This is a genomic window from Kineosporia mesophila, assembly GCF_021129235.1.
Lineage (GTDB): Bacteria > Actinomycetota > Actinomycetes > Actinomycetales > Kineosporiaceae > Kineosporia > Kineosporia mesophila.
Window position 1 is genome coordinate 162,350 of the sequence record NZ_JAJOMA010000011.1, and the last position, 20,275, is coordinate 182,624.

The 20,275-nt window shown below is 70.8% G+C and carries 20 protein-coding genes; 10 read left to right on the plus strand and 10 right to left on the minus strand.

The window, feature by feature from the left end:
• From LR393_RS17310 to LR393_RS17340, 7 genes are all read right to left on the minus strand, one after another.
• Positions 1-399 (minus strand): GlcG/HbpS family heme-binding protein, encoded by a 399-nt coding sequence (locus LR393_RS17310; protein WP_231484977.1) that lies wholly within the window; start codon positions 397-399, stop codon positions 1-3.
• Positions 396-749 (minus strand): glycerol dehydratase reactivase beta/small subunit family protein, encoded by a 354-nt coding sequence (locus tag LR393_RS17315; protein ID WP_231484978.1) that lies wholly within the window; start codon positions 747-749, stop codon positions 396-398. Before LR393_RS17315 ends, LR393_RS17310 begins: the two co-directional genes overlap by 4 nt.
• Positions 746-2,575, minus strand: a complete 1,830-nt coding sequence (locus tag LR393_RS17320; RefSeq protein WP_231484979.1) for a diol dehydratase reactivase subunit alpha — start codon at positions 2,573-2,575, stop codon at positions 746-748. The genes LR393_RS17315 and LR393_RS17320 overlap by 4 nt, the downstream gene beginning before the upstream one ends.
• On the minus strand, positions 2,572-3,150 hold the full coding sequence (locus LR393_RS17325; RefSeq protein ID WP_231484980.1) for a propanediol/glycerol family dehydratase medium subunit: 579 nt from the start codon (positions 3,148-3,150) through the stop codon (positions 2,572-2,574). Before LR393_RS17325 ends, LR393_RS17320 begins: the two co-directional genes overlap by 4 nt.
• Positions 3,151-3,178: 28 nt before the next feature.
• Positions 3,179-4,891 carry a propanediol/glycerol family dehydratase large subunit gene (locus tag LR393_RS17330; protein WP_231484981.1) on the minus strand — a complete coding sequence of 571 codons (1,713 nt, stop codon included), beginning with the start codon at positions 4,889-4,891 and terminating at the stop codon, positions 3,179-3,181.
• A gap of 13 nt (positions 4,892-4,904) precedes the next feature.
• A complete protein-coding gene (locus tag LR393_RS17335) occupies positions 4,905-5,336 on the minus strand; it encodes a diol dehydratase small subunit (RefSeq protein WP_231484982.1) in 432 nt (143 codons plus the stop codon).
• Between the two features lie 91 nt (positions 5,337-5,427).
• Positions 5,428-5,934, minus strand: a complete 507-nt coding sequence (locus LR393_RS17340) for a gluconokinase (protein WP_231484983.1) — start codon at positions 5,932-5,934, stop codon at positions 5,428-5,430.
• Positions 5,935-6,085: 151 nt separating this feature from the next.
• Between LR393_RS17340 and LR393_RS17345 the strand changes: the two genes are divergently transcribed.
• The 6 genes from LR393_RS17345 (at position 6,086) to LR393_RS17370 (ending at position 11,376) form a co-directional block, all read left to right on the plus strand.
• Entirely contained in the window at positions 6,086-7,036 is a 951-nt protein-coding gene (locus LR393_RS17345) for a Rossmann-fold NAD(P)-binding domain-containing protein (RefSeq protein WP_231484984.1), read from the plus strand.
• 138 nt (positions 7,037-7,174) lie between these two features.
• The gene (locus LR393_RS17350; RefSeq protein WP_231484985.1) at positions 7,175-7,933 is read left to right on the plus strand and encodes an acyl-CoA dehydrogenase family protein; all 759 of its coding nucleotides are present in this window, start codon (positions 7,175-7,177) and stop codon (positions 7,931-7,933) included.
• Between the two features lie 11 nt (positions 7,934-7,944).
• Positions 7,945-8,859, plus strand: coding sequence for a 2-hydroxyacid dehydrogenase (locus LR393_RS17355; protein WP_231484986.1), 915 nt, complete (start codon positions 7,945-7,947; stop codon positions 8,857-8,859).
• Positions 8,856-9,719 (plus strand): ROK family protein, encoded by an 864-nt coding sequence (locus LR393_RS17360; protein ID WP_231484987.1) that lies wholly within the window; start codon positions 8,856-8,858, stop codon positions 9,717-9,719. The genes LR393_RS17355 and LR393_RS17360 overlap by 4 nt, the downstream gene beginning before the upstream one ends.
• Before the next feature lie 34 nt (positions 9,720-9,753).
• A complete protein-coding gene (locus LR393_RS17365) occupies positions 9,754-10,716 on the plus strand; it encodes an acetylxylan esterase (protein ID WP_231484988.1) in 963 nt (320 codons plus the stop codon).
• Between the two features lie 159 nt (positions 10,717-10,875).
• Positions 10,876-11,376, plus strand: coding sequence for a hypothetical protein (locus LR393_RS17370; protein WP_231484989.1), 501 nt, complete (start codon positions 10,876-10,878; stop codon positions 11,374-11,376).
• Between the two features lie 96 nt (positions 11,377-11,472).
• On the opposite strand, the gene LR393_RS17375 is transcribed toward LR393_RS17370, so the two are convergent.
• Positions 11,473-12,678: an amino acid deaminase/aldolase gene (locus LR393_RS17375; RefSeq protein WP_407937328.1), complete on the minus strand. Its 1,206-nt coding sequence runs from the start codon at positions 12,676-12,678 to the stop codon at positions 11,473-11,475.
• A 158-nt stretch (positions 12,679-12,836) separates the two neighbouring features.
• Here LR393_RS17375 and LR393_RS17380 point away from each other — a divergent pair, with 158 nt between their 5' ends.
• Both LR393_RS17380 and LR393_RS17385 read left to right on the plus strand, forming a co-directional pair.
• A complete protein-coding gene (locus LR393_RS17380) occupies positions 12,837-14,153 on the plus strand; it encodes a D-arabinono-1,4-lactone oxidase (RefSeq protein ID WP_231484991.1) in 1,317 nt (438 codons plus the stop codon).
• A 305-nt stretch (positions 14,154-14,458) separates the two neighbouring features.
• Positions 14,459-16,003: a DEAD/DEAH box helicase gene (locus LR393_RS17385; protein ID WP_231484992.1), complete on the plus strand. Its 1,545-nt coding sequence runs from the start codon at positions 14,459-14,461 to the stop codon at positions 16,001-16,003.
• A 70-nt stretch (positions 16,004-16,073) separates the two neighbouring features.
• Here the strand turns inward: LR393_RS17385 and LR393_RS17390 are convergent, their stop codons facing one another.
• Complete coding sequence (locus tag LR393_RS17390) at positions 16,074-17,474, minus strand: dihydrolipoyl dehydrogenase family protein (protein WP_231484993.1); 1,401 nt, start codon at positions 17,472-17,474, stop codon at positions 16,074-16,076.
• 11 nt (positions 17,475-17,485) lie between these two features.
• Positions 17,486-17,983 carry a MarR family winged helix-turn-helix transcriptional regulator gene (locus LR393_RS17395; protein WP_231484994.1) on the minus strand — a complete coding sequence of 166 codons (498 nt, stop codon included), beginning with the start codon at positions 17,981-17,983 and terminating at the stop codon, positions 17,486-17,488.
• A gap of 99 nt (positions 17,984-18,082) precedes the next feature.
• Between LR393_RS17395 and LR393_RS17400 the strand changes: the two genes are divergently transcribed.
• Both LR393_RS17400 and LR393_RS17405 read left to right on the plus strand, forming a co-directional pair.
• A complete protein-coding gene (locus LR393_RS17400) occupies positions 18,083-18,619 on the plus strand; it encodes a MarR family winged helix-turn-helix transcriptional regulator (protein ID WP_231484995.1) in 537 nt (178 codons plus the stop codon).
• Positions 18,616-20,274 carry an MDR family MFS transporter gene (locus LR393_RS17405; protein WP_231484996.1) on the plus strand — a complete coding sequence of 553 codons (1,659 nt, stop codon included), beginning with the start codon at positions 18,616-18,618 and terminating at the stop codon, positions 20,272-20,274. The genes LR393_RS17400 and LR393_RS17405 overlap by 4 nt, the downstream gene beginning before the upstream one ends.
• Position 20,275 lies beyond the last annotated feature (1 nt).

Here is a 20,275-nt window from a genome sequence, read left to right on the forward strand (position 1 = left end):
TTAGAAGGCCGCCACCGCGGCGCTCGCCACGGTCACGTCCTGCTCCACCGAGCCCGCGCTCACCCCGACCGCTCCGACCGTCTCACCGTCTCGCGTCACCGGGATGCCACCGCCGAAAGTGACCAGCCCACCGGCGGTCTGCTCCAGACCCCAGAGCTCGGCGCCGGGCTGGGTGGCCTGGGCCAGGTCGGCCGTGGGCATGTCCATCAGGATCGACGTCCTCGCCTTGCGGGTGCTGATGTCGATGCTGGCCTTGATCGCACCGTCCATCCGCACGAACGCGACCAGGTGACCGCCGTCGTCCACCACCGCGATGTTCATCGGCTGATCGATGCGTGTCGCCTCTTTCACACCGGCGTCGATCATCCGCTGGGCGTCGGTCAGGGTCAGGCGGCTCATGGGTTCTCCTTCTCGGGATGTCGGGTGAGGGGTGCTCCGGTCACGACCCGGGCCGCGTCCTGGCCGGCGTGCCGAGCGGTTGTCGGGGTGGGGGCTTCGGTACGTGAGACCGGTTTTCCCCGGGGTAATTTCGAATGATGGACGACGATCACGCCGGTTGCGTCGAGCCCGACCCCGACCTCCAGCGGGGAGCGCCGCGCGGCCTCGTGGGCCAGCTGTTCCGCCGGATGTCCCGGGGAGGCCACGACGTCATAGGGCACGCCCTCCTCCTCCATCCCCGCGCAGATCTCCCGCAGCAGGTGCCCGGTACCGGCGGTGAACACCAGGATGCGGGGCGGCCCGGAACTCACGGTCCTCCCTGTGCGAGCACGAGTCCGCTGGCCACCGCGTTGCGCGGTCCTTCGCTGCCGCGCACGTTCCCGGTGCCGCAGACGATTCCGTAGGGGGCCAGGGCGTCGGCGATCAGCTCGGGAATCTCGAAGTCCAGCGCGGAACCGCCCAGCAGCACCACGAATCCGATCTGGCGCAGGTCGCGGTAGGGCGCCACCCGGGCCAGTGCCCGCAGCGCGTTGACCACGAACACCCGCTGCTTCGCGGTGCGCCGCACGTCACGCACGCGGTCCACGCTGTGCCGGGTCGGGATCGGCACCAGCCCCTGCTCGGTCAGGGCCACCACCCGGGCGAACACCGTGGGCGGCAGCGGTTCCCCGAAGAACCGCACCGTGCCGTCCTCCAGCCGCAGGTGGAAGAAGCTCTCGGCCCTGGCCAGCGGCGACCGCTTCACGTTCTCGGCCACATCCCGTTCCACGCCGAGCTCCGAGGCGATCAGCCGGGTCACCAGATCTCCTGCCCCGGCCAGGTGCACGGTGGTGACGGTCCCGTCCGCCCCGGCCAGCGCGGCGTCGGTCGAACCGCCGCCCAGGTCGAGCACCACCAGGGGCCGGTCGGTGCCCGGCGTGGTGAGGGCCCCGCGGGTGGCCATCTCGGCCTCGACCCCGCCGATCACCACCTCCACGTCGGGCGCGCCCTCCCGGCGCAGCCTTTCGGCGATCGCCCGGGCGACCTGCCGCATCGGGCCGTGGCTGGTGCGCACCATCGTCGCCAGCGCGACCGCGTTCTCCAGCGCCACCTCACCGGCCAGCCCGCCCCGCACCTCCTGCGGCACGAACGTGTCCACGGCGAGCAGGTCACCGATACGGACCTGCGCGACCTCCAGCCCGCAGACGTCCGCCATGTTCTGCTTGACCGCCGCGGTCATCCCGCCGACGTTCGTGCCCGCCTCACCCGAGGCGTCGTCCAGGGGAGCGACCCGGCCGACCGCCGCCATGATCGCCTCGGCCCCCTCACCCACGTCGATCCTGAGCACCGCCGATCCACCCCGCAGTTCCAGGGTCCCGGCCGGGATGCGGCGGTCGCTGACCTCGCCCGAGGGCGTGCGCACCACCACGGCCGAGCGGATGCCGGTGAGTGCCCGGGCCACCGGCGAGATCGCCCGGGTCTGGTCCGCGTCCAGCGAGAACAGCCCGGCGATGCCGTAGGCGTTGGAGAGGGTGCGGATCGTGCGGCCGGGTGAGGCGACCTCCACGGCCGCCGTCATCCCGGCGGGCACCGCGTCCACCAGCCGCACCTCGTCGACGATCGGGATCACCCGGCTGATCCGGTTGGCCACCAGCACGGCGTCGTCGTTGCCGAGCACGGCGCCGCGCAGGCCGACCCCGCGTTCCAGCGCTGCCTCCAGACCCTTGGCCGCCACGGCGAAGTCGACGCCCGCGGGCACGACCGCGATCACCGCTTCCCCGGGCGAACATTCGTCCAGTGCGGCGAACGGCACCGTGATCCCGACGCCCAGACCGGCCCCGCCGGGCGTGCGCGGGTCGTGGCCGATCATCGTCGACTCGGTGATCAGGGTCTCGGTAATCGTCTCCATCGCCAGGCCACTGATCACCGGGGTCGCCTCGTTGACGAAAACCCGCGCCAGCTCACCCAGAGGTGCGCGTGTCGTCCTCAATGCCGCCCGGACGGCCGCCTCGACCCCGTCGACGTTCGCCGTCGTCCCCTTGGTGCCCGTGGTGGGAACCAGCCCGCTGCCGAGGAACTCGATACCGTTGCCGGTCAGGCGCGCCGCGCAGGCCTCGGTGGTCGAGTTGCCGATGTCGACCCCGACCACGAGGCTCATGCGGGGTCTTCGATGACCGGGTCCACCTCGGTGGCCGGCGCCCCCTTGACCAGCAACTCGCACTCCTTCAGGTGCAGCAGTGCGGCCTTGGCCTGCCAGCGGGGCCGGGCCATCTGGTCGTTCAGCGTCGGGACCGGCTGCGGCGAATCACCCTTGGCGTACTGCGCGGCGTTCCGGCCGATCGCCCGGTAGATCTCGGGCGTCATCAGCGGGGACTGCGGGAACAGCTCCAGCGAGCTGAGCCGGGGCAGGTCCTTCTGGTGGATCATGGTGGTACCGCGCGAGAGCACGCCGATCCCGATGCCCGAGCCGGAGAGCCGGGCCCCGGTGTGCGCGACGGCGGCCAGGTCGGCGGTGGCGTGCAGCTGCACCACCCGCGCGTGCACCCCCTGTTCCTCCACCCCGGCCAGGATCTGCCGCACGACTTCCGCGTGCGGTATGTCGACGATGGTCTTGGTGAAGAACCCGGCGAATCCGGGGGAGAGGGCGAGCACCACCTCGTCGGGCCGGACGCCCCGCCCCGCCGTACCGATCTCCCGCAGTGATATGCCGGGTGGGACAACAGCAGTAGCCATGAGCATCCTCCTGATCGCGGGGGGAGAATCAGCTGACTTCGAGTTCCGGGTTCTCCGCGCTCGTCACGTGGCGCAGCCTCTTCATCTGCTCCCAGCGCTCGCCGGTGGGGCGGTAGCCGGTTCCCGGGCCCGCGTAGTCGTTGGCGTCGTTCACCGCCGACAGCGGTTCCAGGTTCGCGTCGAGGATGGCCGAGGTCTGCAGCAGGTCGCCCGAGACCCGGGATCGCAGCACGGTCAGCAGGTTCTCCGCGATGTCGGCGAAACCGCGCTCGTGCAGGGCCTTCACCAGGTCGAGACCGGTCACGCCGCGGTCCATCACCGACTGCGCGCCCTTCAGGTCCTCCAGCACGTCGCGGGGGATCAGGTCGTTGGAACCGTGTGCGTAGACGGCGGTCTCGATCTCGCGCTCGGTGATCGCGGGCAGGTCGAGGTGGGCGAACACCGCCTGCAGCGCATAGCCGGCCCGGCTGCGGGCGGCCAGGATCTCGGGCTCGCCGACGTGCTGCAACCCGCCGTCGATCTGGTAGTCGCGCTGGATGGCGTTCCAGTCGTCGTAGTCCTCGGCGTCGACGTTCGACCCGGCGAACATGTTGTCGTAGTTGGGGGTCGAGGAGTATCCGGAGCAGACGAAGTCGGTACCGGCCATGATCTGCGGCATCAGCCGGGAGGTACGGCGCATGGGCGAGTGCGAGAACGACTGGTCGTTGCCGGAGGCGCACTCCAGGTCGAGCATGCTGGCGATCATGTTCTCGGCCGCCACCGCCCGGATCCCGCCAGGCACCGCCCCGGGGACGCCGATGCAGCTGATCGACCCGTTCTGCAGGCCCTGCACCCCGGCGCCCTTGGTCACCAGGATGCAGCGGATCTCCAGGTAGAGCATGGAACGGCCCTCGGCGTTGCCCATCTGCACCTCGGAGCCGGTGCCGGAGGTGAAGCGCATCTTGATCCCGCGGCTGGCGTAGGCCGCCGCCAGGAAGGCTTTCGACCAGGGGGTGTCGTCCCCGTCCACGAACACCGACTCGGTGCCGTAGACCGAGATCGTCTCGGCGTAGGCGGTGATGCCCCGCATGCCCAGGTCGAGCTCGGTGGCCTCCTCCAGCGCGCACTGGGTGAGCCGGCCACCCCGTCCGACCTGCCCGCCGACCTGCAGGGCGATCGCCACCAGGGGTGCGTAACGCACCACCCCGAGCGTGGTCTCGAGTTCGGAGAAACCTCTCAGTGAAGCCTCGGCGGCCTCCATCGCGACCTGGAGCGGGTTGTCGCGGGCGCTCGTGCAGTGCGCCTGGTTCGCCGGCGTGCGCCGGGCCCGCATCTTCTGCATCCCCATCATGATCTCGACGATGTTCATCTGCCGGACCGTCTCGAGCAGCGCGGCCGGGGTGAGACCCCGGGCGGTGCGCAGTACCTCGGCGCGGCTGACGTTCGGGTCGACGAGCATGCGGGCCACGGTCCGGGGCCCGAGCGCCATGGCCTCGACCGCGGCGTCGACGTCGATCGCGTGGTCGGCGATGAACTGGTCGAGGAAGTCGAAGTCGGCCCGTTCGCGGCCGTCCATCTCGGCCACCCGGCCGTTCTCGATCCGGATGCTGGGCCGGGGGTCGAAGTCGCTGTCCATCGCGACCATGCCGACCTCGGGCCACTCCTGCACGAATCCGTCCTTGTTGACGGGGCGGTTCTCCAGGACCTCGGTGCGCAGGGAGCGCCGGGGTTGCGGTGCTTCGGGGTAGGGAAGGGAGGACATGCGGGCTCCTTCGTCAGGCACCGGGTTCGGCCAGCAGGCCACGGCGTTCGTAGACCTCGGCGGCCTCACGCACCAGCGCACCGGTGGCCGCGCCCCCGTAACCGCTCTCCAGTTCCTGCGCGATGGCCAGGAGCTGTTCTTTGGTGGAGGCGTGCGGCCGCAGCGCGTTGTACATCTGGAGCACCCGCTCGTCCGAGACCGGGATGAGTTCCGCGGCCCGGCGGAAGTTCTGGCCCAGCTGCGGACGGCCGGACGCGTCGGCGACCTCGGCCTGGATCCGCAGGGTGTCGGGGGCGATGCGCAGATCTTCCGGTCGTACTTCGCCGGAGACCACGTTCTGCATCGTGAGCTCGGAGATCGGTTTACCAGTGGGCGTTCTCAGCAGATCAGGGCGCTTGACGCCGACGGGGTAGTCGGCGGCCGGGTCGAAAGCGGTCGGGGACATCGCAACCTCCCTGGAGTCGGCGGACGACTCCGTCCGCCGACGCCCGCAACGGTGCCACGCGAAACGTTGCGCCGACGTTGCAGGCCACCTCTCAGGAGGGCCGGGCGAGCCAGTGCCGCACCTCTTCGACCAGCACCTGCGGCTTCTCCTCGCCGTTCAGGCGCAGGCCCGCCTCGTCGTCCTGCAGGGGTTCGTAGGCGGCGAGCTGGGAGTCGACGAGGCTCGCCGGCATGAAGTGACCCTGGCGGTGGGCGACCCGCTCGGTCAGGGCCTCCCGCGACACGTCGGGCACCACGAACCGCAGCTGCGGCAACCCTTCCCGCAAGGTCTCGCGGTAGCGCCGCTTCAGCGCCGAACAGGCCATCACCAGGCCGGTTCCGGCCCCGTCGGCGAGATGCTCGTGCACGGTCGCGAGCCATGGGGCCCGGTCGTCGTCGGTCAGGGGGTGACCGGCGGCCATCTTCGCGACGTTGGCCGCGGGGTGCAGGTCGTCGGCATCCTCGAAGGGCACCCCGAGGGCCTCGCTCAGGCCCTTGCCCAGGGTGGACTTGCCGTTGCCGGAGGGGCCGAGGACGACGATCAGGGGAGAACCGGTCATACCGTGATCATCTCCCGGGAGCCGGGCCCCGGCCACCGCGCGTCCCGTTAAAGCGTCCCGGCCCACCGGCCGATCCTGACCTCACCGCGCGAGCCCGGACGCCCTCACGCATAGTGGAAAACGCGGTTCTACTTCCTGAAGGAGCAACGAAGTGCGGGTACTCGTCCTCGACGGACACGGCGCGGTCGGGCGGGCGACCGCCACGGCTCTCGCACAGATGGGCGACACCGCGGTGCTCGCCGGACGTGATCCCGGGCGCTACGGGCAGATGCTGAACCTGCGCGGCGACCTGAAAGACCTCTTCCACGCGGCGAGCCAGGCCACGGTCGTGGTCAATGCCTCGGGCCGGGAAGACCCCCGCCTCGTGGCCCGCGCCACCTCGGCCGGGGCCGCCTTCGTCGAACTCGGCGGCTCCGCGGCCTACCTGTCCGAGCTGGCGAGCACGCACCACAAGACCCCCGTCCTGGCCGATGCCCGGCTGGTGCCCGTGCTGGCCGGGATGCTGGCCCGCGACGTGGCCGCACACGACCAGGGCCCCGACCCGGTCGAGATCGGTGTGGTGCTCGGCGCCGGCGACCCGCAGAGCGCGGCCGACACCGGCTCCACCTACGCGCTGCTCGGTAGCCACTTCACCGATCCGGCCACCGGTGAGGAAGTACGGAACTTCAGCGGCCGTCACACCGTCACGCTGCCCGACGGTACCCGCCGCCGCCTGACCCGGGTCGACTTCCCCGACCAGCAGATGCTCACCGCCGGACTGGGCCGTCCCGTGCGCACCTACTTCGCCACCAGCGACCGCTTCACCACCGCGCTGCTGCGGGGCCTGACCCGGGTACGCGGCGCGAGCCGGCTGCCGGCCGCCCTGCACCTGCTCGGCAACCGCACCTGGCACGTCTTCGCCCGCGCCGGCCGGAGTGTGAGTCACGCCACCGCGCACAGTCAGCTGCCCTACGCCGCCCACATCGCCGCGCTCGCCGTCCGCCGGGCCCCGACAGCCGAACCCGGACTGCACCGCGTCCACGATCTACTCACCCTCCCCGACCTCAGTGAGCTGGAGGGGCTGACGATCGTGCGTTCCCGCCCGGGGGGCTCCCCAAGCTGATCTTGGCTCTGAGTCCTATTGCCGGAAAATTCTTTTCGATACCCGGAGTGTCACCGTCCATTCACTCCACCCGTCATTTTGCGGTGATCTGCGTGGCGGACGTTTCCCACCCGGCCCTTCGTCCAGCATCCTGGCGCCATGGTGATGACCCAGACCGTGGCCGGCGACGCGGACGCCCTCGTGGCGGCCGGGCGGTTGCGTGATGCGGTGACACCGGAGGCGGACGGGACCGACCTGTTCTTCGCCTCCGGGCTGACCGGTATCACCGTCCCCGCCGCGTTCGGCGGCCCGCAGTGCTCGGTGGAGACGCTGACCGAGGTGCACCGCCTGCTGGCCTCCGCCTCGATCCCGCTGGCCCGGCTCCTGCACGGCCACACGATGTTCCTGCGGGCCCTGACCGAGCAGGGCACACCCGGCCAGCAGGATTACTTCTTCGCCCAGGCCCTGGCCGGGGCCTGCTTCGCCGACCTGGGCACCGTCTCTCCCGTGCCGCTGACCCTGTGCCGCTGGCGCAACGGCGTCTACCGCCTCGACGGCGAGAGCAGCGGGGAGATCCGGTCCGACTGGCTGGTCGCGCGCGCCGTGCTCGTCGACGAGCTGGCCGAGGAGACCGACGAGCCGGACGAGGTCCTCGCCGTGGTCCGCCGCGACGAGCTGGGCATCACCACCGACAGCAGCGGCACGATCCGCCTCGACGGCGTGCACGTCGCCGCGGTCGGAGTGGTGCCCTGGTCCACGCTCTTCGACCGCCCCACCACCTTCCGGGCCCGCGCCGACGTGACCCGGCAGGCCCTCGACCCCGGCGCCGACCGGGCCGGTCTGCGGGAAACCGCCCGGGCGATCGACGCCGCGGAGCTCACGGGCCCGCCCCTGGCGTCCGGACGCCTCGGGATGTAAGGCTTCGCCACATGGCGATCGTGGTCAGTCTGCCCAGTGACGAACTGCTCGAGGCGGTGTCCGGCGTGCCCGGCATCACCGCGGTGCGGTGGACGCTCCAGGGCCCACCTCCGCGGCGTGATCTCGACCTGGTGGTGGTGCCGTACCTGTCGCAGGCCGGGGCACTGAGCGTGCTCGATCAGGTCGACCGGTGCGTGGTGCAGAGCCAGAGCATCGGGTACGACGGGGTCGCCGAGGTACTCCCCGAGGGGCTGACCTTCTGCAACGCCGCCAGTGTGCACGAGACCTCCACCGCCGAGCTCACCCTGGGCCTGATCATCGCGGCGCAGCGTGAGCTGCCGCGGTTCGTGCGGGCGGCCGACCACGGCGCGTGGGAGGGCGGGCAGACCCGCTCGCTGGCCGACTCCACGGTGCTCGTCATCGGACAGGGCGGTGTCGGGCAGGCGATCATGGCCCGGCTCGCGCCGTTCGAGGTCACCCTGGTGCGGGTCGCGTCGACCCGGCGTACGGACGCGGGTGGTGTCGTCCACGGCATCTCCGAGCTGCCGGAGCTGCTCCCGACGGCCGACGTCGTGGTGGTCGTCGTGCCGCTGAACCCCTCCACCACCGGCCTCGTCGACGCCGCCTTCCTGCGCGCGATGAAAGCCGGCGCGCTGTTCGTGAACGTCGCCCGGGGGCCGGTCGCGGTCACGGACGACCTGGTCGAGGAGTTGTCCACCGGCCGGATCCGGGCGGCGCTCGACGTCACCGACCCCGAGCCGCTGCCGGCCGGGCATGCGCTGTGGAAGCTGGACAACGTCATCATCACCCCGCACGTCGGGGGCAACACCACGGCCATGGCCCCTCGGGTGGCAGCGCTGGTGCGCTCCCAGGCCGAGGCCCTGCGCGACGGTAAACCCCTGCGCAACGTGGTGATCCAGCCGTGAACGTGCCGGTGCTGGAGATCGGCGGCTCACACCTGACGGCGGCCCTGGTGTCGCTGGAGGGCCTGCGGGTGGTGCGCAGCCGGCGCTTCCACCTCGAGCCCGACGTGTCGTCGGCGGCCTTCGTGGCCACCATGCTGGAAGGCGCCGCCTGGATCGATGTCCCGGCCGGCTCGACCTGGGGCGTCGCCGTGCCCGGCCCGTTCGAGTACGACACCGGCGTCGGGCGGTACGCGGGGGTCGGGAAGTTCGAGTCGCTCAACGGGTTCGACGTGCGGCAGGCCCTGGTCACCGGGCTCGCGCAGACCCCGGGGCAGGTCGTCTTCCTCAACGACGCCGACAGTTTCGGCCTGGGAGAGTACGCCGCCGGGGCGGCGAAGGGCTTCACCCGGGCGGTCTGCCTGACGCTGGGTACCGGGGTCGGGTCGGCGTTCGTGGCCGACGGGGTGTCGATGTCCGCCGGGCCGGGTGTCCCGCCGGACGGGGAGGCGCACTTCATCGTCTGGGGCGGTGCGGAACTCGAGGAGACCGTGTCTCGCCGGGCGATCCGCCGGGCCTACGCCGAGAAGACCGGTGAGAACCTCGACGTGCACGAGATCGCCGCGCTGGTGCGCCGGGGGACGAGCCCGGCGATCGAGTTGTGGAACCACACCTTCCGGGCGCTCGGCGAGGCATTGTCGCCCTACGTGCGGGATTTCGGAGCCGAGGTGCTGGTGCTCGGTGGCTCGGTGGCGGGTTCCTTCGACCTGATCGAGGCGCCGCTGCGCAAGGGCCTGGCCCGCGACGTGGTGCTGCGCGCGGCGGTGGACACCGAGCACGCCCCCCTGATCGGCGCCGCGGTGTACGCGGTGACCACGGCCTGACATCGGCACATCGCTTCCCAGGGAAGGACAGACAGTGGGCTACGCGGATCTTCCTCTCGACGAGTTGCGCACCTACGCGTCGTCGGTCACCCGGCCGGACGACTTCGACGAGTTCTGGCGGAACACGCTCAAGGAGTCACGGGAGGCGTCCTGGGCCCCGCGGCTGGAGAAGGTGGACAACCGCCTGACGGCGGTCGACACCTGGGACGTCACGTTCGCCGGGTTCGGCGGCCAGCCGGTGAAAGGCTGGCTGCACCGGCCGGCCGGCCGGGGTGACGAGCCACTGCCCGGCGTCGTGCAGTACATCGGCTACACCGGCGGCCGGGGTCTGCCGCACGAGCGGATCGGCTGGGCGCTGGCCGGCTACGCGCAGCTGGTGATGGACACCCGCGCCCAGGGCGGGGACACGCAGGACTCCGGTGAGCAGGGCCCCGGCGTACCGGGTTACCTCACCCGCGGCTGGGAATCGCCGCAGACGCACTACTACCGCCGGCTGATCACCGACGCGGTCCTGGCCGTCGACGTGGCCCGGGGCCTGGACGCGGTGGACGCCGACCGGCTGATCACCACCGGAATCAGCCAGGGAGGTGGGCTGGCGATCGCGGGCGGTGTGCTCGGTGAGGCGCAGGCGGTCATGGCCGACGTGCCCTTCCTCTGCGACTTCCCCCGCGCCGCCTGGATCGCCACCCAGCTGCCGTACACCGAACTGTCGACCTTCCTGTCCCGCCGCCGCGACGCCGCCGGGCAGCTGATGAACACGCTCGCCTACTTCGACGGCGTCAATTTCGCCCGCAGCGGCGGCACGATGCCGACCCTGTTCTCGGTCGCCCTGATGGACCGGACCTGTCCGCCCTCCACGGTCTACGGCGCCTACAACGCCTGGCCGGGGCGCAAGGAGATCCGGGAGTGGGCCTACAACGACCACGAGGGTGGCCAGGCCTACCAGGAGATCGAGCAGTACGACTGGCTGCGGGAGTTCCTGGGCGGCGGGGCGTAGTCGACGCCCGGTCACCGTCCCCCGCAACCGGTCACTGCTCCGCCGGAGCTAATGCGCCACCTCGTTCCCCCGAACGGCGCACCGCACCGGTAACTGGGCGCGGGGGTGCGGCCGATGCTCATCACGTCGGTATCCGTCGAAAAGAATCGAGGTACAGACATGACCATCGGCCCCATCGGTGATCTCGGGGAAACGGCCACGGCTGTCAGCCAGCAGGCTCAGTTCCTCGCCCAGCAGAATGAACTCCGGCTGAACGACCAGTCGGTACAGGGTCAGCAGGCCCAGCAGGCGATCCTGGATCGTCAGGACGAGCGACAGGCCCAGTTGCAGGCGCAACTGGAGGCTCAGAACCGGGCCGATGACCGTCAGGCCGCGCTGGAGGCGATCGGCGTCCAGCGGGCTCAGCTGCAGGACCAGCTCCTCGCCGAGCAGGACCTGCAGGCGACAACGGAGGTGATCAACGATCAGAATGCGATCGATCAGCAGCGGAGTCTCGATCAGGCCGCCGTCAGCACTTTCCTGAACCCCAACACCACCGTGAATTCCGTCGAGGAAGCGATTGACGAGTTCCAGCAGCTCGGGGACACCACCGGGCTACAGGTCTCCCAGGTTCAGGTGACCCTCACCCGGACCGGGAGTGAGATCGATACCCAGCTGTAGCAGCAGTATTCACGGTCGCGAGACCCGCTCCGGCAGTGAGTGGGTCTCGCGGCTGTTGCGGTTTGAGGACGAGGTCCCTCATCTTCGGTCGGTCGGTCACAGGAAGTGCTGGTTCTCGCCCCGATAGGTGGGCACCGTCTCGACCGAGCCGTCGGCGGAGACCAACCGGAAATGGGCCACGTGCTCGGCGAGCTCACCGGCCTTCGCGTGCCGGAACCAGACCCGGTCGCCGACCGCCAGCGCGTCGGCGGGCCCTCCCCGCAACGGGGTCTGCACCTCGCCCGCTCCCTCCGCCCCGGTGAGCGATAGCCCCGGGGGATAGGTGGGCACCGGAGCCCGGTCGCGGCCGGCCGGGCCCGAGGCGATCCAGCCGCCACCGGTCACCGTGACGAATCCCGGTCCGGGGCGGCGCACCACGTCGGTGCCGAACAGCGCGGCGGGGGCGGGGCGGAAGCGGCGGTAGGCGTCGAACAGGGCGGGCCCGTAGAGACCGGAGCCGGCCGTGACCTCGGTGACGGCGGCCTCGGCGGCGGAGGTCTCCAGGCTGCCGGTGCCCCCGGCGTTGACGAACTGCAGCGGGTGCTGCGCGTTCACCGCCGCGACGACCTCGGCCCGGCGGCTCGCCAGCTCCCGCACCGACAGCGCCTGCATCGCGGTGACGGCCAGCCCGTACAGCCGTTTTCCCGGCGGCCGGTTGCCGAGCCCGGCCACCTGCCCCTCGTACGACATGATCCCGACGAGCCGGAAACCGCTCCTGGCGTCGACACTGCGGGCCAGTCTCAGGGCATCGGCCGCGGTGAACACGCCGGAGCGCCGCATCCCGATGTGCACCCGCCCGCCGGCGGCGCGCAGGGAGCCGTCCAGGTCCAGGCAGATCCGCAGCTCCGGATGCTGGGGCGCCACGGCGTCGATCAGGTCGAGTTGCTCGACCGAGTCGATCATCAGCGTCACCCGCTGCCGGGCCCGCTCGTCGGCGGCCAGCTCGCCCAGGGCGTTCCGTTCGGCGGTCGGGTAGCCGACCACCACGTCCTCGAAGGTGGTTGCCAGCCAGAGGGCTTCGGCCAGGGTGAAGCCGAGCACGCCGGAGAACCCGGGCCGGGCGTGCACCCGCTCCAGCACGGCCCGGCAGCGGATCGACTTGCTCGCCAGGCGGATCGGTTTACCGCCCGCCCGGCGCACGAGGTCTGCCGCGTTGGCGTCGAGAGCGGGAAGATCGACCACGGCCACCGGAGGGTCGAGGTGGGAGGTCGCGGCGTCCAGACGGGCTCTGGTCGCGGCCGGGGGCGGCAGGACGGGGCGCACGGTCTCAGGCGCGGTCATGCGGGCAAGAGTCGACGTATCGGGCGAATCGGTCAAGGGCTGATCTGGTAGCGGCGTCACCATTGACTCACGCAGCGTGGCCGGACAAACTGACAAGAACTGGACGCTTGTCCAGATGGGGCCTCGGGGGGACAGCCGTGGTGACGAGTACGAGAAACGAGACCGGCTGGGCGAACTGGGCGGGTTGCGAGACCGCCGACTGCTCGGTGATCTCGCCCCGGGGTACCGGCGAGATCGTCGAGGCGGTGCGCCGGGCGGCCGGGCGGAAATTGCGCCCGGTGGGGGCCAGCCATTCGTTCTCCGGCATCGCCCGCCCCGAAGAGCTCCAGCTGCGGCTCGACCGGCACGCCGGGGTGCGTTCGATCGACACCACCACCGGCCTGGTCACGGTCGAGGGCGGAATGCCGCTGTACCGGCTCAATCCGATCCTGGCCGGGGCCAGATTGGCCCTGACCAATCTCGGCGACATCGACCGGCAGACCGTCGCGGGCGCCCTGGCCACCGGAACGCACGGCAGCGGAGCCCGGTTCGGGGCGATCTCCACCCAGGTGCGGGCCCTGGAGCTGGTCACCGCCGACGGCGGGGTGCTGCACTGCTCGCCGACCGAGAATCCGGAGGTCTTCGAGTTCGCCCGGGTGAGTCTCGGTGCGCTCGGCGTGATCTCGACGGTCACGCTGCAGACGGTCCCGGCCTTCGCGCTGTGTGCGCAGGAGATGGCGGTGCCGCTGCCCGAGGTGCTCGCGCGGTTCGACGAACTGGCCGAGAACATCGATCATTTCGAGTTCTACTGGTTCCCCCACACCGACCGGGTGCAGACCCGCTACAAGACCCGCCTGCCGCTGGACACCACCCTGGCGCCGCTGGGCCGGATCCGCACCTGGTGGGACGAGGAACTGATGGCGAACGAGGTGTTCCGGGTGGCGGTCGCGGCCGGTCGCCGGGTGCCGGCCGCGGTGGTCCCGATCAACCGGTTCGCCGTGCGGGTGTGGGGCTCGCGCACTTATACCGACCGTTCCGAAAGAGTTTTCACCACCTCCCGGCGGGTGCGGTTCAAGGAGATGGAATACGCGATCCCGAGGGCGGCGATGCCGGAAGCCGTGCGCCGGGTGCGGGAGGTGGTGGACAACTCGGGCTGGCGCATCCCCTTCCCGGTCGAGGTCCGGGTGCTGGCGCCGGACGACATCCCGCTGTCGATGGCCTCGGGCCGGGCGTCGGCGTTCATGGCCGTGCACGTGCCCGCGCAGTCCCGGCACGAGGGGTACTTCGGGGCGGTCGAGCGGATCATGGCCGACTACGGCGGCCGGCCGCACTGGGGCAAGATCCACACCCAGGACGCCGCGGGCCTGCGCAAGGTCTACCCGCTGCTCGACGAGTTCGCGGCCCTGCGCCGGCGCCTGGACCCGGAGGGGCTGTTCACCAACGCCTACCTCGACCGGGTGCTGGGGCCGATCGGGTGAAGCCGGTGAACACCGGGTGACGTACGTTCGCGCTCCGGAAATCCATCGGCAAGATCGCAGGCGCCCGGAAGAAATCATGGCCCTGATACGCTGTCCTCACTGGCGACGCGATCTGCGCCGCCGCTCTAGCGGGCGAGCCGTCCGCGTGGTCGCACGTAAAGAGTCGCTCCACACCGCCGGTAGAGGTATTGCCGGCCGCAGGCCGTCATCGGTCATTCGGAGCCTCAGGTCGAGTCCTGTCAGTAGGGGCCGGCGTCTCCGAACGGCGTGGCCTCCTGCGCAAATGATGGAGTAGTCGCACATACATGCCGTACACCACTGATCGTCCCCGTTCGTCCGGTTCTCGTTTCGGCGGCAGTAACCAGCCCCGTCGCTCCTCCGGTCGTCCGAGTGGTCCCCGTCGTTCCGGGCGTCCCCGCCCGCCGGCCGGTCCCAACCCCCTCGAGCAGGCTCTGACCGCTGCCGCCGAGGCTCCCGCCCCCGACGACCAGTCGTTCGTCGAGCTGGGCCTTCCCCGCCAGCTGGTCACGGCGCTGGCCGCCGAGGGCATGGAGAAGCCCTTCGCGATCCAGACCCGGGTGCTGCCCGACGCGCTGGCCAAGCGCGACGTGCTCGGTCGCGCCCAGACCGGCTCCGGCAAGACCCTGGCCTTCGGCATCCCGGTGCTGGCGCGCCTGGCCGCCGAGCCGAAGCAGCGCGTGGCCTCCACGCCGCGCGCCATCATCCTGGTGCCCACCCGTGAGCTGGCCCGCCAGGTCAACGAGGCGCTGAACCCGCTGTCCCGCCCGCTGGGCCTGCGCGTCACCACAGTCGTCGGCGGTCTCTCGATCAGCCGGCAGATCGACGCGCTGCGTCGTGGCGTCGACGTCGTCGTCGCCACCCCGGGCCGACTGATCGACCTGATGGACCGCCGCGCGGCCGACCTGTCCCAGGTCGAGATCAGCGTGCTGGACGAGGCCGACCACATGGCCGACCTGGGCTTCCTGCCCGCGGTCCGGCGCATCCTCGACGCCACCCCGGTCGACACGCAGCGTCTGCTGCTCTCGGCCACGCTCGACGGCGGCGTGGACAAGCTGGTCACCGAGTACCTCAACGAGCCGGCGTTCCACGCGGTCAAGCAGACCACCGACGCCGCCACGGCGATGGACCACAAGGTCTTCGCCCTCAGCGGTGCGGCCGAGAAGCTGCTCGTGGCCAGCGAGATCGCGATCCGCCCGGCCCGCACGATCTTCTTCGTGCGCACCAAGCACGGCGCCGACCGGCTGGCTCGCCAGCTGTCCCGCGCCGGGGCCGAGGCCACCGCGATCCACGGCAACCTGAACCAGAACCAGCGTCAGCGCGCCCTCGACGCGTTCGCCGCCGGTTCGCCCCGCGTTCTGGTCGCGACCGACGTCGCCGCCCGTGGCATCCACGTGGACGACGTCGACCTGGTCGTGCACTACGACCTGCCCGGTGACCACAAGGACTACCTGCACCGTTCCGGCCGCACCGCGCGCGCCGGGGCCCGGGGCACGGTCGTCGCGTTCGCCGAGCCGGGTCAGACCCGCGAGATCAACCGTCTGCACCGCGACGCCTCGGTCACGGCCACCATGGACCAGGTTCACCCCGGTCATGCGGCGGTTCGTGAGATCGCCGAGTCCGGTGAGCCGTTCGAGGTCCGCCCGCTCGCCCCGGCCCGTCCGGAGCGTTCGTCCGGTGGCCAGCGCCGCCGGTCCGGTGGTGGCGGTGGTGTCGGCGGGGGCATGCGTCGCGAGGGTGGCGGCGGCTTCGGCGCCCCCCGCGGTGGCCGTCCGGCCGGTGGCGGCAGCGGCCGCCCGAGCCGTGGCCCGCGTCAGGCCCCGATCAACTAAGGCCAGCACTGAATAAAGGACGCCCCACCGACTCGAGTCGGTGGGGCGTCCTTTTATTGGGTGGTTTTCCCTACAGGCCGTACGCCTCCAGCAGGCGCAGCCAGACCTCGCTGACCGTGGGGAAACTCGGTACGGCGTGCCACAGGTCGGGCAGCGTCACCTGGGCGCTGATCGCGATCGTCGCCGAGTGCAGCAGCTCGGAGACCCCCGGCCCGGTGAAGGTCGCGCCGACGATCACCTCCCGGGCGGTGTCGACGATGATCTGGCTGGTGCCCTCCACACCGTCGCCCGAGGTGTAGGCCCCGGACACGCTGCCGGTCGGGTAGGTGAGCACCCGGATGTCGAGACCCCGGTCACGGGCCTGCTTCTCGGTCAGGCCGACGGCGCAGACCTGCGGGTCGGTGAACGTCACGCGGGGCACCACGTCGCGGCTGGAGCGGTCCCGCGCGTCTTTCCCGATCAGCACGTCGCCGAGAATCCGGGCCTGGTACTTGCCCATGTGCGTGAGTAGAGCCAGACCGTTGACGTCTCCGACGGCGTAGAGCCAGTCGTTCTGCTCCAGCCCGGTGGCCCGCAGCTGATCGTCCACCTCGACCGGCCGGCCCGGCGTCAGGCCGACGGTGTCGAGGCCGAGGTCGTCGGTGTGGGGGCGGCGACCGGTGGCGACCAGGACCTGGTCGGCCGTGACCGCGTCACCCTGGTCGAGGGTGACCGTGACCGTACCGTCGTCGTGCCGCTCGACCTTGGTCGCCCTGACCCCGGTGCGCACCGAGATGCCTTCTGCCGCGAAAGCTTTGCCTACCTCGTCGCCGGCGAAGGGTTCCTCGCGGGAGAGCAGGCGGGGCCCGCCCTCCAGCACCGTCACCTCGGATGCGCCCAGGCGCTTCACCGCCTGCGCCATCTCGGCCCCGACGAAACCGCCACCGATGACGACGAGCCGGTCGGGCACGTCTTTCATCTCGGTGACGCCGCGGTTGGTCCACGGGTCGGCCTCGGCCAGTCCCGGGATCGGCGGCACCACGGCGGTGGTGCCGGTGGCCAGCACCACGGCCCGGTTCGCGGTCAGGGTGCGGGTGGTGCCGGAGGACTCGGTGACCTCGACGGTGCGCGGGCCCGTCAGTTTCGCGTGGCCCCGCACCAGGGCGATGCCGCTGTCGTTCAGCCACGGCTCCTGGGAGGAGTCGTCCCAGTTCGAGGTCATGTAGTCGCGGCGGGCCAGGGCGGCCTGCACGTCGACGGTTCCGGTCACGGCCTGCGCGGCGCCGGGAACGCGCTTCGCGGCGGCGATCACGTCACCCGGACGGATCAGTGTCTTGCTCGGGATGCAGCCCCAGTAGGAGCACTCACCGCCGAGCAGTTCCCGTTCCACGATCACGGTGCTCAGTCCGCCGGCGGCGGTGCGGCCGGCCACGTTCTCACCGGCCGGGCCGGCCCCGATCACGATCACGTCGAACACATCTGCGTCGGACACTGCTCTCCCGTTCACTGACTGTTGGGCTTGCTCAGGCTTTCGTTGAGACGGGTCAGCAGCTCGGCCAGCCGATCCACGTCTTCGGCCGGCCAGTCGCCGAACTTCACCCGGAAGCTCTCCCGCCGGGCCCCGCGCGCCCGGTGGACCAGGGCGGCGCCGTTCTCGGTGAGGGTGAGCCGCTGGGCCCGCCGGTCGTTCTCATCGACCTCGCGGGTGATCAGGTCAAGCTTCTCCATCAGCTGCAGCTGCCGCGAGACGGTCGGTTTGCCGATGCCGAAGTACGAGGCCATCTCCGTCATCCGGGCCGAGCCCACGTCGTCGAGCCAGAGCAGCATCGCGTAGGCGCCGGGCTCGAGGTCGGGGTGGAACTCCCGGGACATCTGGGCCGAGAAGCCACGGGCCCGCCGGACGAACACCGTGAGCTCCTGCTCGATCGTGGTGAACGCGGTGGGCAGGTGTTCCCCGGCCTCGGGGGTGGCCGGGGCGTGCTGGGGATCGTCTGGTGACACGCGGCCACCCTATAAGCGCGGCCGGGAATTAGTTGCCCTGTGCAACGGTTCCCTTTATAGTTGTGTGAGGCAAGCAAACATCCTGGGAAGAGGGCGGCCATGTCTGTCACCGCCGAAGCGGTCTCCGACCTGTTCCTCCAGATGCAGTCGGTGGGCCGTTCGATGAAGGCCCTCTCGGGCAAGGAAGCGGACCGGCTCTCGCTGAGCTCGCTGATGGTGCTCAGTCAGGTGGAGAGCCTCGGGGAGGTTCGCTCCTCGGGCCTCGCCGAGGTCCTGGGGGTGGACAACTCGGTGGTCAGCCGTCAGCTCGCGGTGCTGGAGGCGGTGGGTCTGACCGCCCGCCGGCCCGACCCGCAGGACGGCCGGGCCTGGCTGGCTCACGTCACGCCGGCCGGCCGGCAGCGCCTGGCCGACATGCGGGCACACCGGGCCGCTCTGGTGATGAAGGCCCTGGACAGCTGGACGGAGCCGGAGGCGCAGTCGCTCTGTGCCCAGCTCCTCCGGCTGGACGAGGCCCTGCAGCAGGTCATCCACGACAACGATCCGGCGTCCCGGCGCGGCGATCCGACGGCGCACCGCGCGGCGGGCACAGCTGGAGAAGCGACACCAAGCAGTACGAGAAAGGTCCACTCATGAGCTCCAGTACGGTCAATTCGCCGTCGCAGCAGTCCTTACCCCCTTCCTCCGAGATGTCGCACCGGCAGATCGTCGAGGCCCTCGTCGGTATCCTCGCCGCCCTGTTCGTCGGCATGGTCAGCTCGACCATCGTCAGCAACGCGCTGCCGACGATCATCGCCGACCTGCACGGCTCGCAGCGGGCCTACACCTGGCTGGTCACGGCGACGCTGCTGGCCATGACGGCGACCACCCCGATCTGGGGCAAGCTCTCCGACCTGTTCAACAAGAAGTTCCTGCTCCAGCTGGCGATCGTGATCTTCGTGATCGGCTCGTCCGCCTCCGGGGCCGCCCAGAACACCGGCATGATGATCGGCTTCCGGGTCATCCAGGGCATCGGCATGGGCGGCATCACCGCCCTGGCCCAGACCGTCATCGGCGCCATGATCCCGCCCCGCCAGCGTGGCCGTTACAACGGCTACCTCGGCTCGGTGATGGCGCTCGCGACCGTCAGCGGCCCGCTCATCGGTGGTGTGATCGTCGACAGCTCGCTGGGCTGGCGCTGGTGCTTCTACGTCTGTGTCCCGCTGGCCGTGATCGCCCTGGTCCTGATCCAGAAGACGCTGCACCTGGAGCACCACCCTCGCAAGGCCTCGATCGACTGGGGCGGCGCCACGCTGATCGCCGCGGCCGTCAGCGCCGTGCTGATCTGGGTCTCCTTCGCGGGTGACGACTTCGCCTGGATGTCCTGGCAGACCGCCGCGTTCCTGATCGGCGCGGGTGTCGTCCTGGCCCTCGCCGTGGTGGTGGAGCGCCGGGTCAAGGAGCCGGTCGTGCCGCCGGCCATCATCAGCAAGCGCACCACGCTGCTTGCCGTGATCGCCTCCCTCGCCGTCGGTATCGCGATGTTCGGCGGATCGGTCTTCCTGGGGCAGTACTTCCAGGTGGCCCGCGGCTACTCGCCCACCGAGGCCGGTCTTCTCACCATGCCGCTGATGCTCGGCGTGATGGTCTCGTCGATCATCGTCGGCCGGCTGATCGTCTCCACCGGGTACTACAAGCGCTACATCGTCGGCGGCGTGGCTCTGCTGGTGGTCGGGTTCGCCCTGCTGGGCACCATCGACCACACCACCTCGCTGGTGCTCATCGGCTTCTACATGGTCCTGGTCGGCGCCGGTGTCGGTGCCTCGATGCAGAACCTGGTCCTGGCTGTGCAGAACACCGTCGACAGCACCGACATCGGTACCGCCAGCGGCGTCATCGCCTTCTTCCGGTCGCTCGGTGGCGCGGTCGGTGTCACGGTGCTCGGCGCGATCCTGGCCAGCCACGTCACCGACCTGATCATGAAGGGCCTGGTCGGCATCGGCATCGATCCCTCCGCGGCTGCGGCGGGCGGCAGCACGCTCGACGTGAAGAACCTGCCGGCCCCGGTCGCCGAGGTGGTCCGCGCCGCGTACGGCGACGGAACGGCCCGGATCTTCCTGGTCGCCGCGGTGGTCGGGGTGTTCGGCCTGATCGCGACGCTCTTCATCGAGGAGGTCGCCCTGCGCAAGACCGTGTCGATGAAGCCGTCCGATGTGGGCGAGTCGCCCTCGGAGCTCGCCGACGACGCCCGGCCGGTCCAGTCGGCCCAGCCGGTCCCGGCCGGCGTCGCCGAGGGCAAGCACGTCAAGTAAC

Bases quoted from the DNA above. Each gene is read 5' to 3' on its own strand.
- LR393_RS17355 (WP_231484986.1), top strand. From the start codon at position 7,945: ATGGCGATCGTGGTCAGTCTGCCCAGTGACGAACTGCTCGAGGCGGTG.
- LR393_RS17405 (WP_231484996.1), top strand. From the start codon at position 18,616: ATGAGCTCCAGTACGGTCAATTCGCCGTCGCAGCAGTCCTTACCCCCT.
- LR393_RS17335 (WP_231484982.1), bottom strand. From the start codon at position 5,336: ATGTCCCCGACCGCTTTCGACCCGGCCGCCGACTACCCCGTCGGCGTC.
- LR393_RS17350 (WP_231484985.1), top strand. From the start codon at position 7,175: ATGGTGATGACCCAGACCGTGGCCGGCGACGCGGACGCCCTCGTGGCG.
- LR393_RS17400 (WP_231484995.1), top strand. From the start codon at position 18,083: ATGTCTGTCACCGCCGAAGCGGTCTCCGACCTGTTCCTCCAGATGCAG.
- LR393_RS17330 (WP_231484981.1), bottom strand. From the start codon at position 4,891: ATGTCCTCCCTTCCCTACCCCGAAGCACCGCAACCCCGGCGCTCCCTG.
- LR393_RS17340 (WP_231484983.1), bottom strand. From the start codon at position 5,934: ATGACCGGTTCTCCCCTGATCGTCGTCCTCGGCCCCTCCGGCAACGGC.
- LR393_RS17310 (WP_231484977.1), bottom strand. From the start codon at position 399: ATGAGCCGCCTGACCCTGACCGACGCCCAGCGGATGATCGACGCCGGT.
- LR393_RS17325 (WP_231484980.1), bottom strand. From the start codon at position 3,150: ATGGCTACTGCTGTTGTCCCACCCGGCATATCACTGCGGGAGATCGGT.
- LR393_RS17320 (WP_231484979.1), bottom strand. From the start codon at position 2,575: ATGAGCCTCGTGGTCGGGGTCGACATCGGCAACTCGACCACCGAGGCC.
- LR393_RS17385 (WP_231484992.1), top strand. From the start codon at position 14,459: ATGCCGTACACCACTGATCGTCCCCGTTCGTCCGGTTCTCGTTTCGGC.
- LR393_RS17370 (WP_231484989.1), top strand. From the start codon at position 10,876: ATGACCATCGGCCCCATCGGTGATCTCGGGGAAACGGCCACGGCTGTC.